Source organism: Streptomyces sp. NPDC001348 (assembly GCF_053597535.1).
Window position 1 is genome coordinate 1 of record NZ_JBSFIK010000079.1, and the last position, 18157, is coordinate 18157.

Here is an 18157-nt window from a genome sequence, read left to right on the forward strand (position 1 = left end):
ATCGTCGACGTCGAGACCAAGCAGGCCATGCGTCCGCGTGACGCCATGGCCTCCGCCGGCAAGACCCTGGTCGAGCTGTTCGGTCTCGCCCGCGAACTCAACATCGACGCCGAGGGCATCGACATGGGTCCGTCCCCCACGGACGCCGCCCTCGCCGCTGATCTGGCGCTGCCGATCGAGGAGCTGGAGCTCACGGTCCGTTCGTACAACTGCCTGAAGCGTGAAGGCGTCCATTCCGTGGGTGAGCTCCTGGCGCGCTCCGAGGCCGACCTGCTCGACATCCGCAACTTCGGTGCGAAGTCGATCGACGAGGTCAAGGCGAAGCTGGCCGGCCTGGGTCTGGGCCTCAAGGACAGCCCGCCCGGATTCGACCCGACCGCCGCCGCCTTCGACGCGGATGACAACGCGGACGCCGGGTTCGTGGAGACCGAACAGTACTGAAGGCTGCGCCGGGTTGCGGGGGAGCCGGGATGGCAGAGCGGTCGGCGATGAACACCGGCCGACCGCACCCGGCTCCCCGATGGTGCGTCCTGTTCGGCCTGCCGGATTGACTCCAGCGCAGGTGGTATCCGCGCTGGTGTCGGACCAGGTCGGCGAAGGCGCGGGCGAGGGCGCAGGCCAGGATGTGTCCGGGCAGGCGAGCCGGACCTGAAGGAGGCGCTCGTACTCGATGAAGGAGCGGCCGCTGGAGCACACCGTCTTCCCCTACGTCTTCCTGGACGCACCTACTGCAAGGCGAGGGTGAATCACCGGATCGTCTCCCAGGCCGTGGTCATCGCTACCGGGATCTCCGCCACCGGTCACCGCGAGATCCTCGGGCTGATGGTCGGCGACAGCGAGTCGAAGCCGTTCTGGACGAAGTTCCTGCGCTCGCTGCGGGCCCGCGGCCTGGAGAACGTCCAGCCGGCGATCTCCGACAGCCACAGCGGTCTGGTGGCCGCGATCCGCACCGTTTTCCTCGGCGCGGCCTGGCGAAGGTGCCGGGTTCACTTCGTCCGGGACGTGTTCTCGGTGATCGAGAGGGGCTCTGGTGAGATGGTCGCCGCGACCATCCGCACCATCTTCGCGCAGACCACCGGTGAGCAGGTGCGCACCCAGCCGAACGTGGTCGCCGACATGCTCGGACGGCAGTTCCCGCAGGTCGAGACGATGTTGCTGGATGCGGCAACGGACATCACCGCGTTCGCCGACTTCCCGCCGGCGCACTGGAAGAAGATCTGGTCGACCAATCCGCTGGAGCGGCTGAACCGGGAGATCAAACGGCGGGCCGACGTCGTCCAGGTCTTTCCCAACCCCGCCGCCCTGGACCGGCTCGCCGCCGCGGTACTGGCCGAACTCCACGACGAGTGGCAGGTCTTCGACCGCCGCTACTTCTCCGAAGCCTCCATGGCCGAGCTCTTCACCACCAAGCCGGCCGAACCCGAACCCGAGATCACCCCACAACCGGAACCGAAACAGCTGCCGTGACTACACCACCCCGGGGGACATGACCGCCCCGGGGCCGGACGTCTGAATCTCTGACTCCTCCGGCCGGGTCTCCAGCGAGTTGAGTCCGATGTCGATGAGTCGGGCCGCGCGTTGGACGTCGGCGCTCACGGCGTCGTGCAGTTCTTCGAAGGTCTGGGTGCGGTTCAGGTGCTTGCGCAGCGCCCGGAACTGGATGGACCACAGAGCGAGCAGGGCGGTTGCGGCGATCTGCGATTCGGGGTCGTCCGAGTCCATCCCGGTTCGCTGGGCCAAGACTTCGGCGGCTACGGCGACTTGCTTGTCGGCGGTGTCGCGCTGATAGGCCCGCAGGGACGGAGTGGATCCCATCAGCATGCCGAAGCGCAAAAGCATGGCCTTGGCCTCGGTCGGGTCGCTCTGAGCGCTCAGCCATGACGTGATGTTGGCCAGCTCGCTGGAGAGGATCTTCAACGCCGCGTCGACCGGCGACAGGTCTGGATCGGCCAGGACGGCCCTCAACGAGGCCATTGTGACCTCGCCCAGATCGAGGACGAGGGATTCCTTGGTCGGGAAGTAGTTGAACACCGTTTTCTCCGACACCCCGCAGGCTTCTGCGATCTCGGCGACCCGTACCGCGTCGAAGCCCCGCTCCATGAACATCTCGGTGGCTGTGTCGGACAGCTGCCGTCGAAGAAGCCGTTTCTTACGCTCCCGCAGCCCCTCGACGGCGGGTACCTCGTCGTGCGGGCGCAGGGCCGTCCAATCCACGGTGCGCATCGTCATCACCGAAGCATAATCCAGTCCCTGAATATCTTCTGTTACTGTAAGTTTACAGTCGCAGAAAATACACGCCGGCCCTGCTGCATGCGAGAGGAGCTCTCCATGAGCGCCATCCACATCGTCCGCAACTACCCACATCCGCCGGAGAAGGTCTGGAGCGCGGTCACCGATCCGGAGCTGATTCCGCTGTGGACGGCCACCGGCGCCGGCGCTCGGCCAGAGGGCTTCGCCACCACGGTCGGCACCAGGTTCAAGTTCATCGCGAAGCCCAAGCCGGGCTGGAGCGGCGTCGTACTGTGCGAGGTGCTGGAGGTACGCGAGCCTTCGCTGCTGCGCTACTCGTGGCAGGACGAAAGCGGTGGCGAGGTGACCGAGGTCGCCTACCGACTCACACCGCACGGCAGCGGAACTCGCTTCACCTACGACCACACCGGCTTCACCGGGGCCGGAGGCTACTTCATGGCCAAGATCCTTGGCGCCGTCCGCACCAAGATGCTCACCAAGGGTCTGCCTGCGGTGCTGAACGGCCTCGACGACCAAGGCAACCTGTGCCCGGAAAGCCTCCTGGGCCCCAAGCGGCCCTGAGCAGGCGCGACAACCCGCTGAACATCGACCTTTCCCCACCTCGCCGTTCGTCGGCGCCCGCTCGATGGCCGGGGCCTCGGGACACCTCCCGTGCCCCGGACATCGTCATCCTCAGAACCGGAAAGACCCGCATGGTCCACCGCAAGGCACCCCTGACCGAGACTGGCCGCCTGCGCCTGGCCCAGTGCGTGGTCGACGATCAATGGCCACTCCGTCGCGCCGCTGAACGCTTCCAAGTCTCGCCCACCACAGCGGAACGGTGGGCGGACCGATACCGCGAGAGTGGCCCTGACGGGATGGCGGACCGCTCCCGCCACCCTCACTCCAGCCTGCGTCGCACACCGGCCCGGGAGGAGAGGTCAGTGAACAGCGCCCGGACGGCGGTCAGTCTCAACCAACGGATCTGCCGACTTTCTCTTTCGCACGCCCGGCGGGGCGGAGGATGGCAGCGATGACGAGTCGCATGGGTCACAGCAGCTCGCGGGCCGCGCTGATCTCTGAGCACATGACCAGTGATCGTGACCGGGCCATCGCCGACCGGCTCGGCGCCATGACCCGTGGCGGTGGGGCAGCGGCCTCGGGCTCCTCCGAGACGTACCCCGCAGGCTCGTAGTGGCACGCGTGTGGTGCGGTGCCTGAAACGGCTGAGGGCCAGCCTGGTAGGAAACCCCTCCTGAGTCGGCCCTTCTGTCTGTGCCCCCGGCAGGATTCGAACCTGCGACACCCGCTTCAGGAGTTTTCCTCGAGCGGGGCTGTGAGCTGCGGAAACGTCGGTCGGAGTGCGTCTGGCCTGGGAAAACACCACTCCGTATTTCTCCAGTGTTCACGGGGCTTCCCGACCTCATGTGTGCTGGATCCGTTCCGTCGGGGGCGGGGCGAGAGGGCGGGCGATCTTGCAGACGTCGGTGAGTGTGGCGCCGGGGTAAGCGTGGGAGCTGCGGGGCGGAGTCCCGTCGTCGCACCGGCCCTGCAGACGGGTGGTCATCATGACCAGCTCGGGTACTCCACCTGTTCGCCGGCGTCTGCGCAGTGGCGCACGGATGTGCGGTACCTGCCGCCGTGAAACGGTGACGGACGGCGCGGACGAAAGGTCAGCCGCGCCACTCCACCATGAGCAGCGTCGCGTCGTCGCTGGTCTGTCCGCCCCGCGCCTGTTTGAGCGTGTGGGACAGGGAGCGCGTCACCGCCCGGATGCCGCGGCCGGTCCTCTCCAGGTGGTTCACACAGTCGATCAGCTGGTCCTCCCCGAACTCCTCCCCGCCGCTCTTGTGTTCCTCGACCACTCCGTCGGTGAAGCAGAGGACTCGATCCCTGGGCACCAGCCCCAGTTCGCTCACCCGAGGCTCCGAACCGCCCAGGCCGACGGGAAGGGTCGTCGGGGCGACCAGACGCTGTGCGACGCGGTGGTCGCGGACGAGGATCGGCGGCGGGTGTCCGGCGTTGACCCATTGCACCCGTCCCGTCGTTGTGTCCAGCTGCAGCATCTGCGCGGTGACGAACTGCTCGGGACCGAACTGCTCGGCCACGGCGCGGTCCATGAACGCGTAGATCTCCGACAGTCCGATGCCGGCGCGGCGGGCGTGGCGGTAGGCGCCGATGGCCACGGTGGCCATCGTGGCCGCGTCCAGTCCGTGCCCCATCGCGTCGATCATGACCACGTGGAGGACGTCGCCGTTCAGCGCGTAGTCGAAGCTGTCGCCGCCCACGTCGTAGGCGGGTTCCAGGATCCCGGCGACGGCGACCCGGGGCATGATCATGGCCAGCGGTGGCAGCAGGGACCACTGGATCTCCGCGGCGACGCTCATCCCCTCATCGCGTCGGACGTCGAAGAACAGGTCGGAATAGCCGTGCTTGGTCACCAGAAGGTCGGCCACCAGGCCGGAGATCCTGAGCAGCAGGCGGCGGTCGTCGTCATCGACGCTGTCCAGCGTCACCGCCATGACCCCCACCTGGTCACCGCCGTCCAGCAGGGGCAGATGGACCCGGACGCCGTCCTCCTGGGGCACCTCGACAGGGACGGCGTCGAGAAAGCAGCGGCCCGCCTCGGAGTCGTCGATCAGCTGGGGTTCCCCGCGGGTGAGTCCCTCACCGGGCAGCGGTACGAGCACCAACTGGCCGTAGTCCTGCAACAGCACCTGCGGACGGCGGCCACCGAGCCGCTCTATCACGTCGGCGACCAGGGGCCCGATGAGATGGGGCGGGAGTTCGTGCGCGCTGTCCAGGATCTTTCCGAGGAGCGCTTCCCCGAAGCTTTCGGATCGGTCCGGGCGCCGTCCTGCCGCCATCCCCTCACCTTCCGCGGTCACGCTTCGGGAGGGGGCGGGCCGGGATGACAACGGATCTGTCGGTGCCATGGCTCCATCATGCGGTCGTGAATGCCCGGCCCGCCGGTCGAGCGAAGCCGGCCGGGCTGCTCACCTGGGTCCGGCTCCTCCTTCCGACTCCCATGCGTCCTGTCCGTCGAGGCGGCTCTCGGCGAGTGCCAGCAGGCGCGCAGCCGACAGTCGGTTCGCGGGGTCGGCAGCAGCGGTCAGCAGCCGGGTGGCCACTCGGGCCGACTCGTCCGGGGGGATCACCAGCAGTTCCCAGCGCCCCACGGTGCCGCAGCCCACGGTGATGACATGCGCCTCGGCGGCGGAATCGGTCAGCACCACCTCGATCACGTGGCCGGGTGCCATCACCTCCTGCGGGGCATCGGGCCAAGCGGCCGTCCCCACGGTCACGCGGGTGATGGTGCCGATGCCCGGATCCAAGGAGCCGACCAGTACGGGCAGCTCCAGTTCCAGTGCGTCGCAGCGCGGCCACCATGCGCCGTCCAGCGGGCCATGACTGACGTCCGGCGTGAGGCGTAGCCGGGGCAAGGGCATGCGGTAGGAGTGTTCGTCACCTGGTGCCGTAGCCTCGGCGGGCTTTGTGACGGCGTTCATCGTGCGATCCCGTTCCGGGCGTGCGGTTTCCGGCTGCCCGTGTCGTGTCACTCGCCGGGAACGGCGCCGCTGTCATTGTGCGCCCGGAAGTTCTCGGTATGTCTCACATTACTCCCGGCTGTGGCAGGCGGTGTGGCGCGCAGCCATCGCATTGCCGCATCACCGGCGTGCCAAGGGCTGTCCTTCGGCGGAGAAGGTCAGCACGCAGGGGGCGACGGCGCCGTGCAGCCCCACGACCTCACCCATGTTCTGCCAGCCCCAGGACGAGAAGGCGGCTTGTCCTGCCTGGTCGGCAGGATGCAGCAGGATGACCCCGAGGGAGCAGTGCAGGTCTGTGAGCAGACGCTGTTGCAGCCGGCGGGCGATGTCGCGGTGCTGTGCGTGCGGATGGGCCACGACCTGGGTGAGGACGACGAACCGTGCCCGTGAAGTGAGCCGCTGGATGATTTCCTGGAGCGTTCCGCCGCCCTGCCGGCCGTCGGAGCCGTCAGAGCCCGCCGGAAAACCGAAGGCGCAACCGACCAGCACCGTCGTCTCGGCGACCAGCAGGGCGAAGCCGGGGCGCTGGGTGGTGACCGCCAAGCGGTGCAGGAAGTCTCCGCGATCGTGGTACGCCTCGCCGCCGGTGCCCGCGACGGACTCCGCAGCCAGGTCGGCGATGTCCTCGCGCATGTCCTCTGCCTGCCGGCGGGTCAGCCGGCGAAGGCGGATCCCGTCCCTGAGGACCGGCTGGTCCGGCCGGCGAACGGGGTCCTCGGGCGCCCGCGTCGCCGTACTCATGAGGTCGCCGGACGCTGCGGGCGGCACGGGACTCGCCGGGTCCGTAAGGAGCAGCGAAGTCGATCCGGTGACATCCAGGAGCCGTGCGATCTGCGCGCACGGATGGTGCAGCCGCAGGCGGGCGTGGACCCGGCCGGCGCGCCGTGCTGCCGACAGGAGGATGTCCAAGCCCCTGGCGTCGCAGGAGCCGACCGTGGTCAGGTCGATGTCGATCTCGGTGACGCCGTCCAGCAGACACTGCTCCACTGCGGCCCGCAGCAGCGGCGTCGTGGCCGGCCCGATGTCGCCGGCAAGCGTGACGAGCGTTCGCTCTCCTCGGTTCCGCCGATGGATGTCCAGCCGGGAAAGGGCCATCACGTCTCTCCTCGGCGGGGCTGCGAACCTGCGCGGGCGCTCAGCGCGGTTCCTGCCGTGATGAGCTTGCGTTGAGTTGCTTCGACCGCGGCGGACATGGTGCCGACCCGTCTCCGTGCCGACCACGGGGGCGGCCCGGATTCACTCGTCTCTCGCCGAGGGCGACCCGGCGTGGGGGCCGGAGTGCGGGATGCCCTGGGTACTTCAACCGTACGTCGGCCGCAACCGGAAGCGGCTGCGTCGAGGACGCGCCCCTCACAGCCGAGGGCCGACGGGGTAAGGGCATGGGCGCCACCCCGCCCTGTCGCGACAGGCGCCACCGGATGCGCGGCGGCTGCGGACAGAGCCCTGGCCGCCGCGCAGACCCCCTGTGCGAAGCACAGCGCTGCCGCCCGCGATCGAAGCCGGACGGCAGTGCGGGTGGACGAATTGAATGCCAGCTCACTTCCGAACCCGCACGCGACGCGACCTCCGCTCACCGGGTCTCCGAACCCCTCCGAGCGAAACATCCCACGCCAGGAGGATGTGGTCTCTGGTTGGCGCGGGTCTGGATCGAGGACCGCATAGGGCACGCGGCGTACGCGCGTGCCGCAGCTGGTGTCAAGCGGGCGGGCCGTACGCCACCCGGTCGTTACCGAGTCCGCTGGTACGACCCCGAGGGCAAGCCGAAGATGAAGACCTTCGCCCGCAAGGTCGACGCCGAGGCGGAGCGGACGAGGATGGCGTCCCGTCTCAACGACGGCTCCTACCGTGATCCGGCCGCCGCCCGGGTGAAGTTCGCAGAGGTGGCGGAGTCCTGGCTGGCCGCCCAGATCCATCTCAAGCGTTCGACCCGGGGCCGCTGTCGCGGTGTTCTCGACGTCCACGTGATCCCCAAGTGGGGCACCACCCCACTGGACCGCATCCACTTCGAGGACATCGCCGAGTGGCTCGCGGACCTGCTGCCGCGTGATGTGTGCCTAACCTGTGCCGGAGCGCCGTAAGCGAAGGGGCACCCAGCCGTGCTGATGCGGTGGGGTGCCCCTTGCGTCGTTCTCGGGTCAGGTCAGTCGCGGCCGACGGCCTTCCTCCCAGGCCCGGTCGATCGCAGCAGCGGCCGCATTCTCAGCCAGCCGCTCGATCTCCTCGGGTACCTCGCGCTCGTCGAGGACGAAGAGCCTTCCGCCGACGAGGTGAGTGGTCGCCTTGCAGCCGAGACGTCGTCCCGCCTCCCTGGCAGCACGTCGGACGTCGTTCTTGCTGGTCAGCGCGGCAGAGTCTTCCGGCTTCTTCCGGTCCTTCCCTGTGTCCACTCGGCCTTCCGTTCCCATGACGTTCCCATGAGGGCCTCCAGAGGCCCCTGGGAAACGGGGCGGGGGAGTCGGCTGAGGCCCCAGCTGGGGTCGCCGAAGCGGTGAGCACCGCAGACCCCTTGGGGGCGACAAGGCCCCCCGCCCCTGCCACTTGGGGTCGGGGGCCCCGTACTGTCTGTGCGGGCCGTAGATGGCCGGTGGGCACAGGCTATCTGCGGCGTTGATGGCAGCAATCTGGCAGGGCTGCCCGCCGCACGAGGAAAAGCCCTACCTGAACCACCACTGCTTGTCTCCACGTCACTGCTGTGCGGTCCGATACATTGACGATGCATCGGTGGTCGGCTGGAGCACGGTCTCGACCAATGCGTCTTCGCGCAGTTCGACGGGGTATCCCGGCTGGCCCACCATGTCGGCGAAGGCCCTGCGGCTGGGGTAGGAGACGATCGCCACCGCATCCCATCCTTGTGCGGAGTCGCCCACGAGCGGCGTGCTCCCCAGGCCGTAGTAGAGGATCTTCACACCAGCGGCTTCGGCGAAAGGCTGGGCGTGCCGCAGATAGTCGGCGTACGTCTCGGCACCGCCCTCGCTGAACCGGAGCAGATTGAGCATCACCACGGGCGCTTCAGGGTCCTCCGCCACGAACCGCTCGATACCCTCAACGCTTGGATCAAGGTTCATCGCCGGGCTCCTCTCACTTGCACTTCACTAGATCACCCATGCAGGGAGTGAGCAATTCGTCACTGTCTGCCGCTCAGTGGTTTCACCGGCGGTGGAACGGCGCTCCGTGGGCGCAATGCGGAGGCGTGTTGTTGCCGCTCAAGTCGAAGTCGGCGCAGGTGAGGAACAGGTAATTGAACTTGCCGAGCAGGAAGGCCAGGACGCCGACGGCGATGGTGACACGGGCTGCTCCCAACCGGTGAAAGAGAGGGAGTTCTGCGTAGTCGGGGACCAGGATCTTCGACAACAGCCAGGCCGGCATCGGAGCACCCACCACGGTGAGGACTACCTCGAAGTAGTGGAGGTAGGGGGGACCGTGGGTCGTCGGGGTCAGGATGGCCAGTAGGACCCAGACCGAGGGCAGCGCCAGAGCGAGCCAGCCTCCCATGGGGACCGCACCCCGCCTGTGCAGAATCACCCCTGAGAGAAGTACTGCGGTGGCTACGGCTCAGAGACCGAGTACGGCATCGAAGAAGACGGCGTTGTATGCGCCCAGGGTGAAAGCGGGCCACCAGACGGCGAGGCCTCCACCCGTTGACGCGGCCGCCACAGCGCGCAGTGTCGGGTCCAGGTCGGGCAGGCTGCGCTTCGGCTTCGCGCTGGAATCGCATGGTGGGTCATCGGCCATGTTCGGCTTACCGTCCGAGGCGAGAGAGTGACGGAACCGCTGCCGTGTGCAGCGAACGGCGTCAGGAGTGTCAGAGCAGGACCAGTGCGGCGACCATGGCCAGACCAGTGACGGCGGCGGTCGCCATGACCGCGCCCGACTGCGTCGGGGCGAACACTCCGCAGTCCAGCTGTCGGCCGACGGACCGGTAGCGCGTGGCGCCGTAGAGGGTGACCAGCAGGCCGCTGAAGACGAGGATTGCGCCTGAGGCCACGGCGTGAGCGCCCCTGTGCGGGGCGAACTTGGCGATGGCCACACCCAGGCCGGCCACGGCGATGCCCGTACGCAGCCACGCCAGGTACGTCCGCTCATTGGCGAGGTGGTCCCGAGCGCGGCTGCCGGTGTTCGGTGTGGCGTCACGCGGAATGTCCCGGTCCATTCAGCCTCCCTCAGCGCGTCCGCCTGTCTGTCGACCGTTCTCAGCCTGCCGGGTCCACGCCCTGCGGGCGCGTCCTCTCGCCTGGACGGGTGACGGGGAGACTGCGCAGAAGGTGGTCTCCGACCTGGGGATACCGGCTGGTTCTCCGATGGCCGGTGTGCTGCTCACTGGCTAGCATTGGGAAGGAGTGGTAAGGCGCCAGCCGGGCGGAAGGGCCTCGTCAAGGGACGGCATGGTGCTCGGTCGTTTCTGCGCGACTCGAATCGTTGAAGTCAACTCAATCGGTGTGTAGGGCACTTGCCCTTCGGTAGTCGACGCCGGTCGTGAAGAGGCGGTACTCGCTGTGTTCCGCCTTCAGCCCGTGGCGCCGGAATTCATGCCCCTCTGGGGGTGGTCACCGAAACTCGCGCTGTCCAGAGGATACGAGCGTGCCGGAGGCAGGCGCCGTATGGCCGTATGTCCGCGACCGGCATGGACGGAGGATCAGGCAGATGACGGCGAAAGAGTACAAGCCGGGGACCTCCTTCCCCGGCGTGATCGGCCGCACGGCCGACGAGTCGACTCCCGCGTGGCCGCAGCCGGTCAGGGCAGTTCCGGGAACACCGAACGTCGTGTTCATCACGCTCGACGACACCGGATACGGCCAACTCGGCTGTTACGGCGGCCCGATCGCCACACCGAACATCGACTCCCTGGCCGCGAACGGGCTGCTGTACAACAACATGCACACGACAGCTCTGTGCTCTCCGTCGCGTTCTTGCATCATCACCGGGCGGAACCATCACGCCAACGCCATGGCCCTGGTCACCGAGTTCTCCACCGGATATCCCGGCTACAACGGCCGTATCCCGTTCGAGAACGGGTTCATCTCCGAGACGCTCGTGGGGCAGGGATACAACAGCTATGCGATCGGCAAGTGGCACCTGGTTCCTTCGGAGTTCGAATCGGCCGCCGGTCCGTACGACCGGTGGCCGCTGGGCCGGGGCTTCGACCGGTTCTACGGTTTCCTCGGCGGTGACGCCAGCCAGTGGTACCCGGATCTGGTCTACGACAACCACCAGATTGAGCCCCCCGCCACGCCGGAGCAGGGGTACCACCTGACACCGGATCTGGCGGACAGGGCGATCTCCTTCATCGCCGACGCCAAGCAGGTCGCCCCGGACAAGCCGTTCTTCCTGTACTTCTGCACCGGAGCCACGCACGCGCCGCACCATGTGCCCAAGGAGTGGGCGGACCGCTACCGGGGCCAGTTCGACGACGGCTGGGACGCCTACCGCGAGGCCACCTTCGACCGGCAGAAGCGACTGGGGGTCGCGCCGTCCGATGCCCGGCTGTCCCGCCATGACCCGGACGTGCCGGAGTGGGGCTCGCTGTCGTCCGACGCCCGCCGTCTCGCCGCGCGGATGATGGAGGTCTACGCCGGGTTCCTGAGTCACACCGACCACCACATCGGACGGCTGCTGGACTTCCTCAAGGAGACCGGTGAGTTCGACAACACCCTGATCATGCTGGTCTCCGACAACGGCGCCAGCGCCGAGGGCGGCGTCACCGGGACGACGAACGAGTCGCAGTTCTTCAACAACGCCCCCGAACCTATCGAGGACAGCCTCCGGGCCATCGACGAGATCGGCGGACCGAACACCTTCAACCACTACCCCTGGGGCTGGACCTGGGCCGGCAACACCCCCTTCCGCAGGTGGAAGCGCGAGACCTACCGGGGCGGTGCCAGCGACCCCTTCCTCGTCCACTGGCCCCAGGGCATCAAGGCCCGCGGTGAGGTGCGCACCCAGTACGCCCACATCATCGACATGGTCCCCACTGTGCTCGACGTGCTCGGCATCGAGCCCCCGGCCACCATCAAGGGCGTCCCCCAGTCACCCCTGCACGGCGTCAGCTTCGCCCACACCTTCGACAACGCGTCCGCACCGACGCTCCACCACACGCAGTACTTCGAGATGATGGGCCACCGCGCCATCGATCACGACGGCTGGCGGGCGGTCTGCCCCTGGCCGGGCCCCTCCTTCACCGAGGCGGGCAAGCCCTTCGGCACCCCCATCACCTCGGAGACCCTCGCCAAGCTGGACCACGAGGGCTGGGAGCTGTACCACATCGACCAGGACTTCGCCGAGACCAACGACGTGGCGGCCGAGAACGCGGCCAAGCGCATCGAAATGGTGTCCCTCTGGTACGTGGAGGCCGGAAAATACGGAGTCATGCCCATCGACGCCAGCGGCGTGCAGCGACTGATGACGGAACGGCCGCAGATCTTCGCCGAACGGACCAGCTACACCTTCCGGCCCGGCACCGAGACGCTGCCCGCCGCGGTCGCACCCCGCGTCCTCAACCGGCCCTTCGCCATCACCGCCGACGCAGAGATCCCCGCAGGCGGCGCCGAGGGCGTCTTCCTCTGCCAGGGAACCAACGTCGGCGGGTTCACCTTCTACCTGAAGGACCGCAAGCTGCACTACGCCCACAACTACCTCCGACGCGCGATGTACAGCGTCACCTCCACCGAGGAGGTCCCCGACGGGCGGCACGAGCTGCGCTTCGAATTCGAACCGACCGGAAAGCCCGACATCCCCGCAGGCAAGGGTGTCCCGGGCCGCGCCCAGCTCTACATCGACCGTCGCCTGGTCGGTGAGACTGAGCTCCCTGTCACCACACCGATCATGTTCAACCCAGGTGGCATGACGTGTGGCGCCAATCCGGGCTCACCGGTGACATCCGACTACAAGCCGCCCTTCCGGTTCACCGGAACGCTGCACACCGTGACCGTCGACCTGTCCGGCGAACTGATCACCGACGCCGACAGCGAGCTGCGCATGCACCTGGCCCGCCAGTAGACCGACCCCACGCGAGGGCTTCAGCGGCCGTCGCGGCTCAGGAGCCCTCCGGGCCCCAGTGCAACTGAATCTCCAGCCACTGGCTCTCCTGCCGCCAGGCATCCAGCACGGACACCAGGTGCCGGCTCAGTCCGGCGACGGTCAGTGACCGCCACTGGTGACCAGCCAGGAACCGGTTCAGCACGGCGATCCGCTCATCCTGACGGGCAACCCGTGCCATCCCCTCGATCAAATGGGGCTCGACCGCGCCAAGAACACGGCGGCTGACCGCCTCGGGCGTGAAGCCCTGCCACGCATACGGGGCCAGCGCCGCAGTCACGGCGCCGACCCGCGGGTCGTCCGGGGCGACGAGTCGCACCATCTGAGGATGCCCTTCGCAGAATTTCCAGACGGCCAGGAGCGACCGTCGGCCATCCGTCCCCCGAGTGCGCGGCCCGAAGGCCAGGATGCCGGACAGATGATACGACGTTCATATATGTCCAGCTACCTTTGAAGGCACCCCGCGCGCAGTTGTCAGGCTCGATACGTCGTTGCGGCCGATACGGGAATCAGGTGTGGCGCTGGTAGTGGTTCTCGTACTCGTACTCGTACTCGTCGAGGACAAGGTGTGCGTCGCCGTGTGCGCCCATCAGCAGGTCTTCGTTGAGCGTGCGGACGCGCTACCGCAAGCCTTCAGAAGCTGGAGTCGGTGACCGAGTGTGGGCAGTTGCTCCTCGCCGGATGGTTCTCCGGCTGCGTCGGCCGGGCAACCGGAGGAGGATGGTGTCGGGCGGAGTATCAGGCCCGGAGCGCCGGGGACCTGCCTTCTGCGCTGCTGAGCGAAGTGATGCTGACGGAAGGCGCCGGCGATGAGCGGCGAAGCATGGGCCGGCGTGGCGGTGGCGGGCGTCACGGCCGCATACGCCCTGCGCTCGCGGCGGCTGGCATCGTCACCAGTGTCGTCGGCGATGGTGTTCACCGGCTGTGGAATCCTCCTCGGTCCGGTGGCGCTCGACATCGTTGACCTGAAGCACGGCGCCGAGCCGGTCGTCGCACTGCTCGAAGCGGCTCTCACCCTGGTGCTGTTCACGGACGCCATGACCGTCCGCAGACGGGACTTGCGAACCGACGGCTTCCTGCCGGGCCGGCTCCTGTGCGTCGGTCTGCCCATGAGCATCGGGGCAGGCTGGCTGCTGGCATGGCCCCTGCTGCCCGGGCTGACCCTCTGGGAACTCGCCCTGGTCGGCGCCGTCCTTGCTCCCACGGACGCGGCCCTCGGCAAGACCGCCATGTCCAGTCCACGGGTCCCCGTACTCGTCCGGCACGGCCTCAACGTGGAGAGCGGACTGAACGACGGCATGGTGCTGCCGTTCTTCGTGCTCTTTCTGGCCGCCGTACCGGGCACGTCCGCCGCGCAAGAGGGAGAACGGGGCATCTTCTGGCGCGCGCTGGTGCTCAGCTCGGTCCTGGGCTTTCTCGTCGGCGCGGTCGGGGGCCGGCTGTTGCGGTCGGCGCAGGCACGGGGGTGGGTCTCGGGTGAGTGGGCGCAGCTCTTCGTCCCGGCCGTCGCCACGGCCGCGTACGCACTGGCGGTCGTGGTGGACGGCAGTGGCTTCATCGCCGCCTGGATCGGCGGCTTCGCCTTCGGTTTCGTACTGCGCCGGTTCCCGGCCGCCGAGCCGCAGGAGAGCCCCGACCCTTTGCAGGACGCCCCTGACCCTACCGCCGCTTTCACCGAGCACCTCGGGGAGCTCCTGGCCTCACTCAGTCTGCTGGTCTTCGGAGCTGTACTGCTCGGCCCGACGCTCGAGAACCTGAGCTGGGGCATCGTCGGCTATGCGGTTCTCAGTCTCACGGTCGTCCGGATCCTGCCAGTGGCTGTCGCGCTCGCCGGCAGCGGGCTGCGACTTCCCACGGTGGCCTACATCGGGTGGTTCGGCCCCCGCGGTCTGGCATCCGTCGTGCTCGGGCTGCTGCTCCTTGAGGAGGAGCACGTCCAGGGAGTCGAGTTGCTGGCGAGAGTGGTGGCGGTCACTGTCGGCTTGAGCGTGTTGCTGCACGGTGTCTCCGCCGTCGCCCTCGCCGACCGGTACGGCAGCTGGCACGAGAAGGCCACGGCCACGGGCCGGAAGCTGCGCGAGGGCACTCCCGTTCCCGAGTCCGCACGTGGCGCCCCGCGTCGAGAACGAGAGCCATGAGTCAGGACGGGGGCTGGAGAACTGTGTCAATGACGTAGATGGTGGCGTTCGCCGCCTTGATGTTGCCGCAGACGATGTTCGCCTTGCCGTTGACCTTGAAGTCGGTGCCCGAGCCCGACGTGGTCAGTTTGCTGCCTTCCACCGTCGTGAAGGAGCCGTCGGAGAGTTCGTCCGGGGTGATCTGCTGGTCCACGACGTGGTAGGTCAGCACCTTCTTCAGCTGCCCCTGATTGGTGAGGAGCGAGGCGAGCTGCGACACGGTGACACTCTTGAAGGCCTGGTCGTTGGGAGCGAAGACGGTGACGTCGGGTTTCCCGTCGAGGGCGTCGTTCAGCTTTGCTCTGACCGCGACTGAGACCAGCTGACTGAGCTGTGGATATGCGGCCGCAGCCTCTACAACCTTGTCCTTGACCGTGCTGGCCTTCTGGGAGAGCGCCGAACAGCCGGGACGAATGTCCCCGACGGGCTGGGAGACGCATCCTGTGCGTGGCTCTGCGACGCCGGACCTCCGAGCACGAACGGGATGGTGACCAGAGCTGCCGCGGTGGCCTTTGCTGTACGCATGCGGGTGAACCTCATCGCAACCTTCCTCCCGTGGAGGCGTGGACACTGCAGAGGTTTGGATTGCGGAAGTCTTCGTTTCCGCGGGGTGGGGTGGGGCGGCTGCTACGCCATGACCTTGGGCCGTCATCACCCGGCCACTCAGCGAACGTAGCCAGCAGGTGCCGGTGACCGCATGTCGAAGCCCGGACGCGGTGAACGTCCCGCCCCGCTGGACCTCGGGCTATCCGGGCTCGCCGAAATTGACGCCGCCAGGCGCTGCAGTGGCGCTGCCGCGGGGTGCTGTTTCCCATGGTCGGAACGGCACGGCGAGCCACTTGATCCGGCTCATGCCGCCCTGTGTCGGACCGTCCGCTCACGCATCGCTCACGCGCTGCCGACTGCTGGGCAGCGCCTGGTCAGACCTGCCCGAGGTCGATCTCAACCGGGAACGGGGCCATTACCTTGAGGACGCCGGTGAACACGTCTCCGTCCCGGTAGGTCTTCGTCGCGGGGTCGAGAACGTAGGTGTACACGAGAGCGACGCCTGTCGCGGCCTGCTCGATCCGCCAGTAGAAGCCGATGCCTGCCTTGGCATACTGGTCGACCTTCACGATCCGGTCGGTGGTCTCCGAGCCTGGCGACACCACCTCCGCGACCAGCAGCACGTGCTCAGGGCGGGTGGGGGTGATGTCGATCGTATCCGCGCGGTACACAACGACGTCCGGGCGGCGATTGGTGAGCGGGACGTCCTGAAGCCGGACGTCGAAGTCCGTGTCGGCGTTCCACTCCGGGCCCGCGGCGGCATCCAGGGCGTTCGCCAGAATCCGGGCCAGTCGGTTGTGCCGCTTGGACGCGCTCGGACTCACGACGACCATCCCGTCCACGATCTCGATACCGGCGCACTGCTCCTCGGACCAGGACTCGTACTCGTCCGCCGTGATCTGCTCATGCATCCACGCCGGAGCCACCATCTCGGCCGTCATGAAGCACCTCCCGGACACTGTGCTGCGGGCCCGATCCCGCTGGATTCAGCGTACTGTCCGCCACCCGTCCGGCACGCTGATCTCGCTCACGCCCCCTTTCCGTCGGTCGGCATCCGAACAGCGGGCCCGCGCAGGACGTTGCCTGACGGCCCGTTCCCATTCGTTCCCATGCAAGGCCAAAAGGCCCCTCGGAGATCACTTCCGAGGGGCCTTTCTGGCGCATCGTGCCTGGTCAGGCATGATGCCCCCGGCAGGATTCAAACCTGCGACACCCGCTTTAGGAGAGGGTCTATTGATCACCCTGTCCGTCCTGGCCTTTCCCTGGCTTCATCGTTCTTGCTGGTCAGCGCGGCAGAGTCTTCCGGCTTCTTCCGGTCCTTCCCTGTGTCTACTCGGCCTTCCGTTCCCATGACGTTCCCATGAGGGTCCCCGCGAGGCCGTGGGAACGAGGGCGGGGGAGTCGGCCGAGGTCGGCTGCGGTCGTCGAAGCGGTGAGCACCGCAGACCTTTTGGGGGCGACAAAGGGCCTGCCTCCATCAGGGACCCGCGCTGGCCTCCGGCGTGCCAGCTTCCCAGTAACACCGCGGCACCTCGCGTTGCTCAACAGCCCCTGCAAGGGTGATCACTGGCCGTATGCTCGTTCGCATGTCTCGAAGACATCGCCCAATGGGACGGGCGTGTAACCCGGGCCATTCTTCACTCGGACGAAGTGGCACAGCGGGATGAGTTGGCCAACGCCACCCGCAACGGCAACTGGCGACGCGTCTTCACCATCTTGAGCGCCAGGGACAAGCGCAGCTGGGTCAACGCTGTCCGCCTGGATGGAAAGAAACGGTACGCTCCGCTCCACCAGGCCGCGTGGCATGGAGTGCCCACCGACATCGTGCAAGGCCTCCTCGAGTACGGAGCGTGGCGCACCTTGCGGAACGGCACTGGAGAGCGGGCCGTCGACATTGCAGCCAGACGCGGGCACCACCACCTCGCGCGCGTCTTGGAGCCTGAGGTAAAACACCACGTGCCCAGCGACGTCCTCGCCAGCCTGCAGCGTAACCTTCACGCCCTGATCACCGAGCACGACAAGAGCGCCCCGCACTATCTACGCCTGCCCGAGCTCGGGGTTCTCACCGAGCTCGACCCACCCATGTACTGGATCCGAGTCTCTGGCGGCATCTTCATCATCGCGCTCCGCGGTTCCGAACTGAACGTCGAGGCCAAAGGCAAGATGGACTACGATTCGGCGCCGGTGTTCCGCATCACTGCCGACTGCGTCTACCGGCCGTCGGGCGAACCGTGGACAGCCCTCACTTCGTAGCAACAACCGTGCCCCGCGCGGGGCGGGCTGGGACACAGCCGCTGTCGCGCCCCTCTTCATCGGTTTCGGACGACGCCGCTTCTGAAGGACCCGGGTCAGGAAGCCGATCCGTCGAGGCTGAGGCGGATCACCGCGAGTGCCTCGGCGATCTCGACGGTCATTTCGTCGTCGGGGCCGTACACCATGCACATGTCCTGGTGGAGCGGTTCGAGGACCTGCCGGGCTTCGGCGGACCGGCCCTGGGCGAGCAGCAGCATCCCGATGTTGTGCCTTAGCTGTCTTCGCCGCAGACGCACCGGCCGGTCTGGGCGCCCTTGCGGAGGTGGAGACCTTGCGGCAGATGTGGGTCCAGCACTTCCACCGGGTGGAGGG

General features: G+C 67.6%; 18 protein-coding genes and 3 pseudogenes. 9 read left to right on the forward strand and 12 right to left on the reverse strand.

Annotation, left to right across the window (positions count from 1 at the left end; translation table 11 throughout):
• Both ACWC21_RS40895 and ACWC21_RS40900 read left to right on the forward strand, forming a co-directional pair.
• A partial coding sequence (locus ACWC21_RS40895; RefSeq protein WP_450889863.1) for a DNA-directed RNA polymerase subunit alpha C-terminal domain-containing protein occupies window positions 1–441 on the forward strand: 441 nt, incomplete at its 5' end.
• Between the two features lie 226 nt (window positions 442–667).
• A pseudogene (locus tag ACWC21_RS40900) lies at window positions 668–1467 on the forward strand (IS256 family transposase); the annotation flags it as partial.
• Here the strand turns inward: ACWC21_RS40900 and ACWC21_RS40905 are convergent.
• Window positions 1468–2229, reverse strand: coding sequence for a TetR family transcriptional regulator (locus ACWC21_RS40905; protein WP_450889865.1), 762 nt, complete (start codon window positions 2227–2229; stop codon window positions 1468–1470).
• Window positions 2230–2328: 99 nt separating this feature from the next.
• Here ACWC21_RS40905 and ACWC21_RS40910 point away from each other — a divergent pair, with 99 nt between their 5' ends.
• The 3 genes and pseudogenes from ACWC21_RS40910 to ACWC21_RS40920 all read left to right on the forward strand — a co-directional run bounded on the left by ACWC21_RS40910 (window position 2329) and on the right by ACWC21_RS40920 (window position 3424).
• The gene (locus ACWC21_RS40910) at window positions 2329–2811 is read left to right on the forward strand and encodes an SRPBCC family protein (RefSeq protein WP_450889867.1); all 483 of its coding nucleotides are present in this window, start codon (window positions 2329–2331) and stop codon (window positions 2809–2811) included.
• Between the two features lie 131 nt (window positions 2812–2942).
• Window positions 2943–3188, forward strand: a pseudogene (locus tag ACWC21_RS40915) (helix-turn-helix domain-containing protein); the annotation flags it as partial.
• A gap of 74 nt (window positions 3189–3262) precedes the next feature.
• Window positions 3263–3424, forward strand: coding sequence for a hypothetical protein (locus ACWC21_RS40920; protein WP_450889868.1), 162 nt, complete (start codon window positions 3263–3265; stop codon window positions 3422–3424).
• Between the two features lie 478 nt (window positions 3425–3902).
• Here ACWC21_RS40920 and ACWC21_RS40925 read toward each other — a convergent pair whose 3' ends face one another.
• The 3 genes from ACWC21_RS40925 to ACWC21_RS40935 all read right to left on the reverse strand — a co-directional run bounded on the left by ACWC21_RS40925 (window position 3903) and on the right by ACWC21_RS40935 (window position 6872).
• The gene (locus ACWC21_RS40925) at window positions 3903–5096 is read right to left on the reverse strand and encodes a PP2C family protein-serine/threonine phosphatase (RefSeq protein WP_450889870.1); all 1194 of its coding nucleotides are present in this window, start codon (window positions 5094–5096) and stop codon (window positions 3903–3905) included.
• Between the two features lie 129 nt (window positions 5097–5225).
• Window positions 5226–5678 carry a DUF5994 family protein gene (locus tag ACWC21_RS40930; protein ID WP_450889872.1) on the reverse strand — a complete coding sequence of 151 codons (453 nt, stop codon included), beginning with the start codon at window positions 5676–5678 and terminating at the stop codon, window positions 5226–5228.
• A gap of 219 nt (window positions 5679–5897) precedes the next feature.
• Entirely contained in the window at window positions 5898–6872 is a 975-nt protein-coding gene (locus ACWC21_RS40935) for an STAS domain-containing protein (RefSeq protein ID WP_450889873.1), read from the reverse strand.
• 536 nt (window positions 6873–7408) lie between these two features.
• On the opposite strand from ACWC21_RS40935, the gene ACWC21_RS40940 reads away from it, so the two are divergent.
• Complete coding sequence (locus tag ACWC21_RS40940; RefSeq protein ID WP_450889875.1) at window positions 7409–7855, forward strand: hypothetical protein; 447 nt, start codon at window positions 7409–7411, stop codon at window positions 7853–7855.
• 57 nt (window positions 7856–7912) lie between these two features.
• Here ACWC21_RS40940 and ACWC21_RS40945 read toward each other — a convergent pair whose 3' ends face one another.
• The 4 genes from ACWC21_RS40945 to ACWC21_RS40960 all read right to left on the reverse strand — a co-directional run bounded on the left by ACWC21_RS40945 (window position 7913) and on the right by ACWC21_RS40960 (window position 9927).
• Window positions 7913–8164: a hypothetical protein gene (locus ACWC21_RS40945; RefSeq protein ID WP_450889877.1), complete on the reverse strand. Its 252-nt coding sequence runs from the start codon at window positions 8162–8164 to the stop codon at window positions 7913–7915.
• Window positions 8165–8461: 297 nt separating this feature from the next.
• Entirely contained in the window at window positions 8462–8842 is a 381-nt protein-coding gene (locus tag ACWC21_RS40950; RefSeq protein WP_450889878.1) for a DUF1330 domain-containing protein, read from the reverse strand.
• Between the two features lie 82 nt (window positions 8843–8924).
• Entirely contained in the window at window positions 8925–9269 is a 345-nt protein-coding gene (locus tag ACWC21_RS40955) for a hypothetical protein (RefSeq protein WP_450889880.1), read from the reverse strand.
• Between the two features lie 310 nt (window positions 9270–9579).
• Entirely contained in the window at window positions 9580–9927 is a 348-nt protein-coding gene (locus tag ACWC21_RS40960) for a YidH family protein (RefSeq protein WP_450889882.1), read from the reverse strand.
• 491 nt (window positions 9928–10418) lie between these two features.
• Between ACWC21_RS40960 and ACWC21_RS40965 the strand changes: the two genes are divergently transcribed.
• On the forward strand, window positions 10419–12770 hold the full coding sequence (locus ACWC21_RS40965; protein WP_450889884.1) for an arylsulfatase: 2352 nt from the start codon (window positions 10419–10421) through the stop codon (window positions 12768–12770).
• A gap of 37 nt (window positions 12771–12807) precedes the next feature.
• On the opposite strand, the gene ACWC21_RS40970 is transcribed toward ACWC21_RS40965, so the two are convergent.
• Entirely contained in the window at window positions 12808–13131 is a 324-nt protein-coding gene (locus ACWC21_RS40970; protein ID WP_450889886.1) for a hypothetical protein, read from the reverse strand.
• Between the two features lie 487 nt (window positions 13132–13618).
• On the opposite strand from ACWC21_RS40970, the gene ACWC21_RS40975 reads away from it, so the two are divergent.
• A complete protein-coding gene (locus ACWC21_RS40975; protein ID WP_450889888.1) occupies window positions 13619–14947 on the forward strand; it encodes a cation:proton antiporter in 1329 nt (442 codons plus the stop codon).
• 1 nt (window position 14948) lies between these two features.
• On the opposite strand, the gene ACWC21_RS40980 is transcribed toward ACWC21_RS40975, so the two are convergent.
• Together ACWC21_RS40980 and ACWC21_RS40985 are read right to left on the reverse strand one after the other, a co-directional pair.
• Window positions 14949–15638 (reverse strand): fasciclin domain-containing protein, encoded by a 690-nt coding sequence (locus ACWC21_RS40980; protein WP_450889892.1) that lies wholly within the window; start codon window positions 15636–15638, stop codon window positions 14949–14951.
• A gap of 268 nt (window positions 15639–15906) precedes the next feature.
• Window positions 15907–16473 (reverse strand): Uma2 family endonuclease, encoded by a 567-nt coding sequence (locus tag ACWC21_RS40985; RefSeq protein ID WP_450889889.1) that lies wholly within the window; start codon window positions 16471–16473, stop codon window positions 15907–15909.
• A gap of 709 nt (window positions 16474–17182) precedes the next feature.
• Here ACWC21_RS40985 and ACWC21_RS40990 point away from each other — a divergent pair.
• The gene (locus ACWC21_RS40990) at window positions 17183–17785 is read left to right on the forward strand and encodes a hypothetical protein (protein ID WP_450889891.1); all 603 of its coding nucleotides are present in this window, start codon (window positions 17183–17185) and stop codon (window positions 17783–17785) included.
• A 95-nt stretch (window positions 17786–17880) separates the two neighbouring features.
• On the opposite strand, the pseudogene ACWC21_RS40995 reads toward ACWC21_RS40990, so the two are convergent.
• A pseudogene (locus ACWC21_RS40995) lies at window positions 17881–18063 on the reverse strand (serine/threonine protein kinase); the annotation flags it as partial.
• Window positions 18064–18157 lie beyond the last annotated feature (94 nt).

Excerpts from the sequence above, each read along its gene's own strand:
- ACWC21_RS40905 (WP_450889865.1), bottom strand. The coding sequence starts at position 2,229 with ATGACGATGCGCACCGTGGATTGGACGGCCCTGCGCCCGCACGACGAG.
- ACWC21_RS40910 (WP_450889867.1), top strand. The coding sequence starts at position 2,329 with ATGAGCGCCATCCACATCGTCCGCAACTACCCACATCCGCCGGAGAAG.
- ACWC21_RS40920 (WP_450889868.1), top strand. The coding sequence starts at position 3,263 with ATGACGAGTCGCATGGGTCACAGCAGCTCGCGGGCCGCGCTGATCTCT.
- ACWC21_RS40925 (WP_450889870.1), bottom strand. The coding sequence starts at position 5,096 with ATGGCGGCAGGACGGCGCCCGGACCGATCCGAAAGCTTCGGGGAAGCG.
- ACWC21_RS40930 (WP_450889872.1), bottom strand. The coding sequence starts at position 5,678 with ATGCCCTTGCCCCGGCTACGCCTCACGCCGGACGTCAGTCATGGCCCG.
- ACWC21_RS40935 (WP_450889873.1), bottom strand. The coding sequence starts at position 6,872 with ATGGCCCTTTCCCGGCTGGACATCCATCGGCGGAACCGAGGAGAGCGA.
- ACWC21_RS40950 (WP_450889878.1), bottom strand. The coding sequence starts at position 8,842 with ATGAACCTTGATCCAAGCGTTGAGGGTATCGAGCGGTTCGTGGCGGAG.
- ACWC21_RS40955 (WP_450889880.1), bottom strand. The coding sequence starts at position 9,269 with ATGGGAGGCTGGCTCGCTCTGGCGCTGCCCTCGGTCTGGGTCCTACTG.
- ACWC21_RS40960 (WP_450889882.1), bottom strand. The coding sequence starts at position 9,927 with ATGGACCGGGACATTCCGCGTGACGCCACACCGAACACCGGCAGCCGC.
- ACWC21_RS40965 (WP_450889884.1), top strand. The coding sequence starts at position 10,419 with ATGACGGCGAAAGAGTACAAGCCGGGGACCTCCTTCCCCGGCGTGATC.
- ACWC21_RS40970 (WP_450889886.1), bottom strand. The coding sequence starts at position 13,131 with ATGGTGCGACTCGTCGCCCCGGACGACCCGCGGGTCGGCGCCGTGACT.
- ACWC21_RS40975 (WP_450889888.1), top strand. The coding sequence starts at position 13,619 with ATGAGCGGCGAAGCATGGGCCGGCGTGGCGGTGGCGGGCGTCACGGCC.
- ACWC21_RS40980 (WP_450889892.1), bottom strand. The coding sequence starts at position 15,638 with ATGACGGCCCAAGGTCATGGCGTAGCAGCCGCCCCACCCCACCCCGCG.
- ACWC21_RS40985 (WP_450889889.1), bottom strand. The coding sequence starts at position 16,473 with ATGACGGCCGAGATGGTGGCTCCGGCGTGGATGCATGAGCAGATCACG.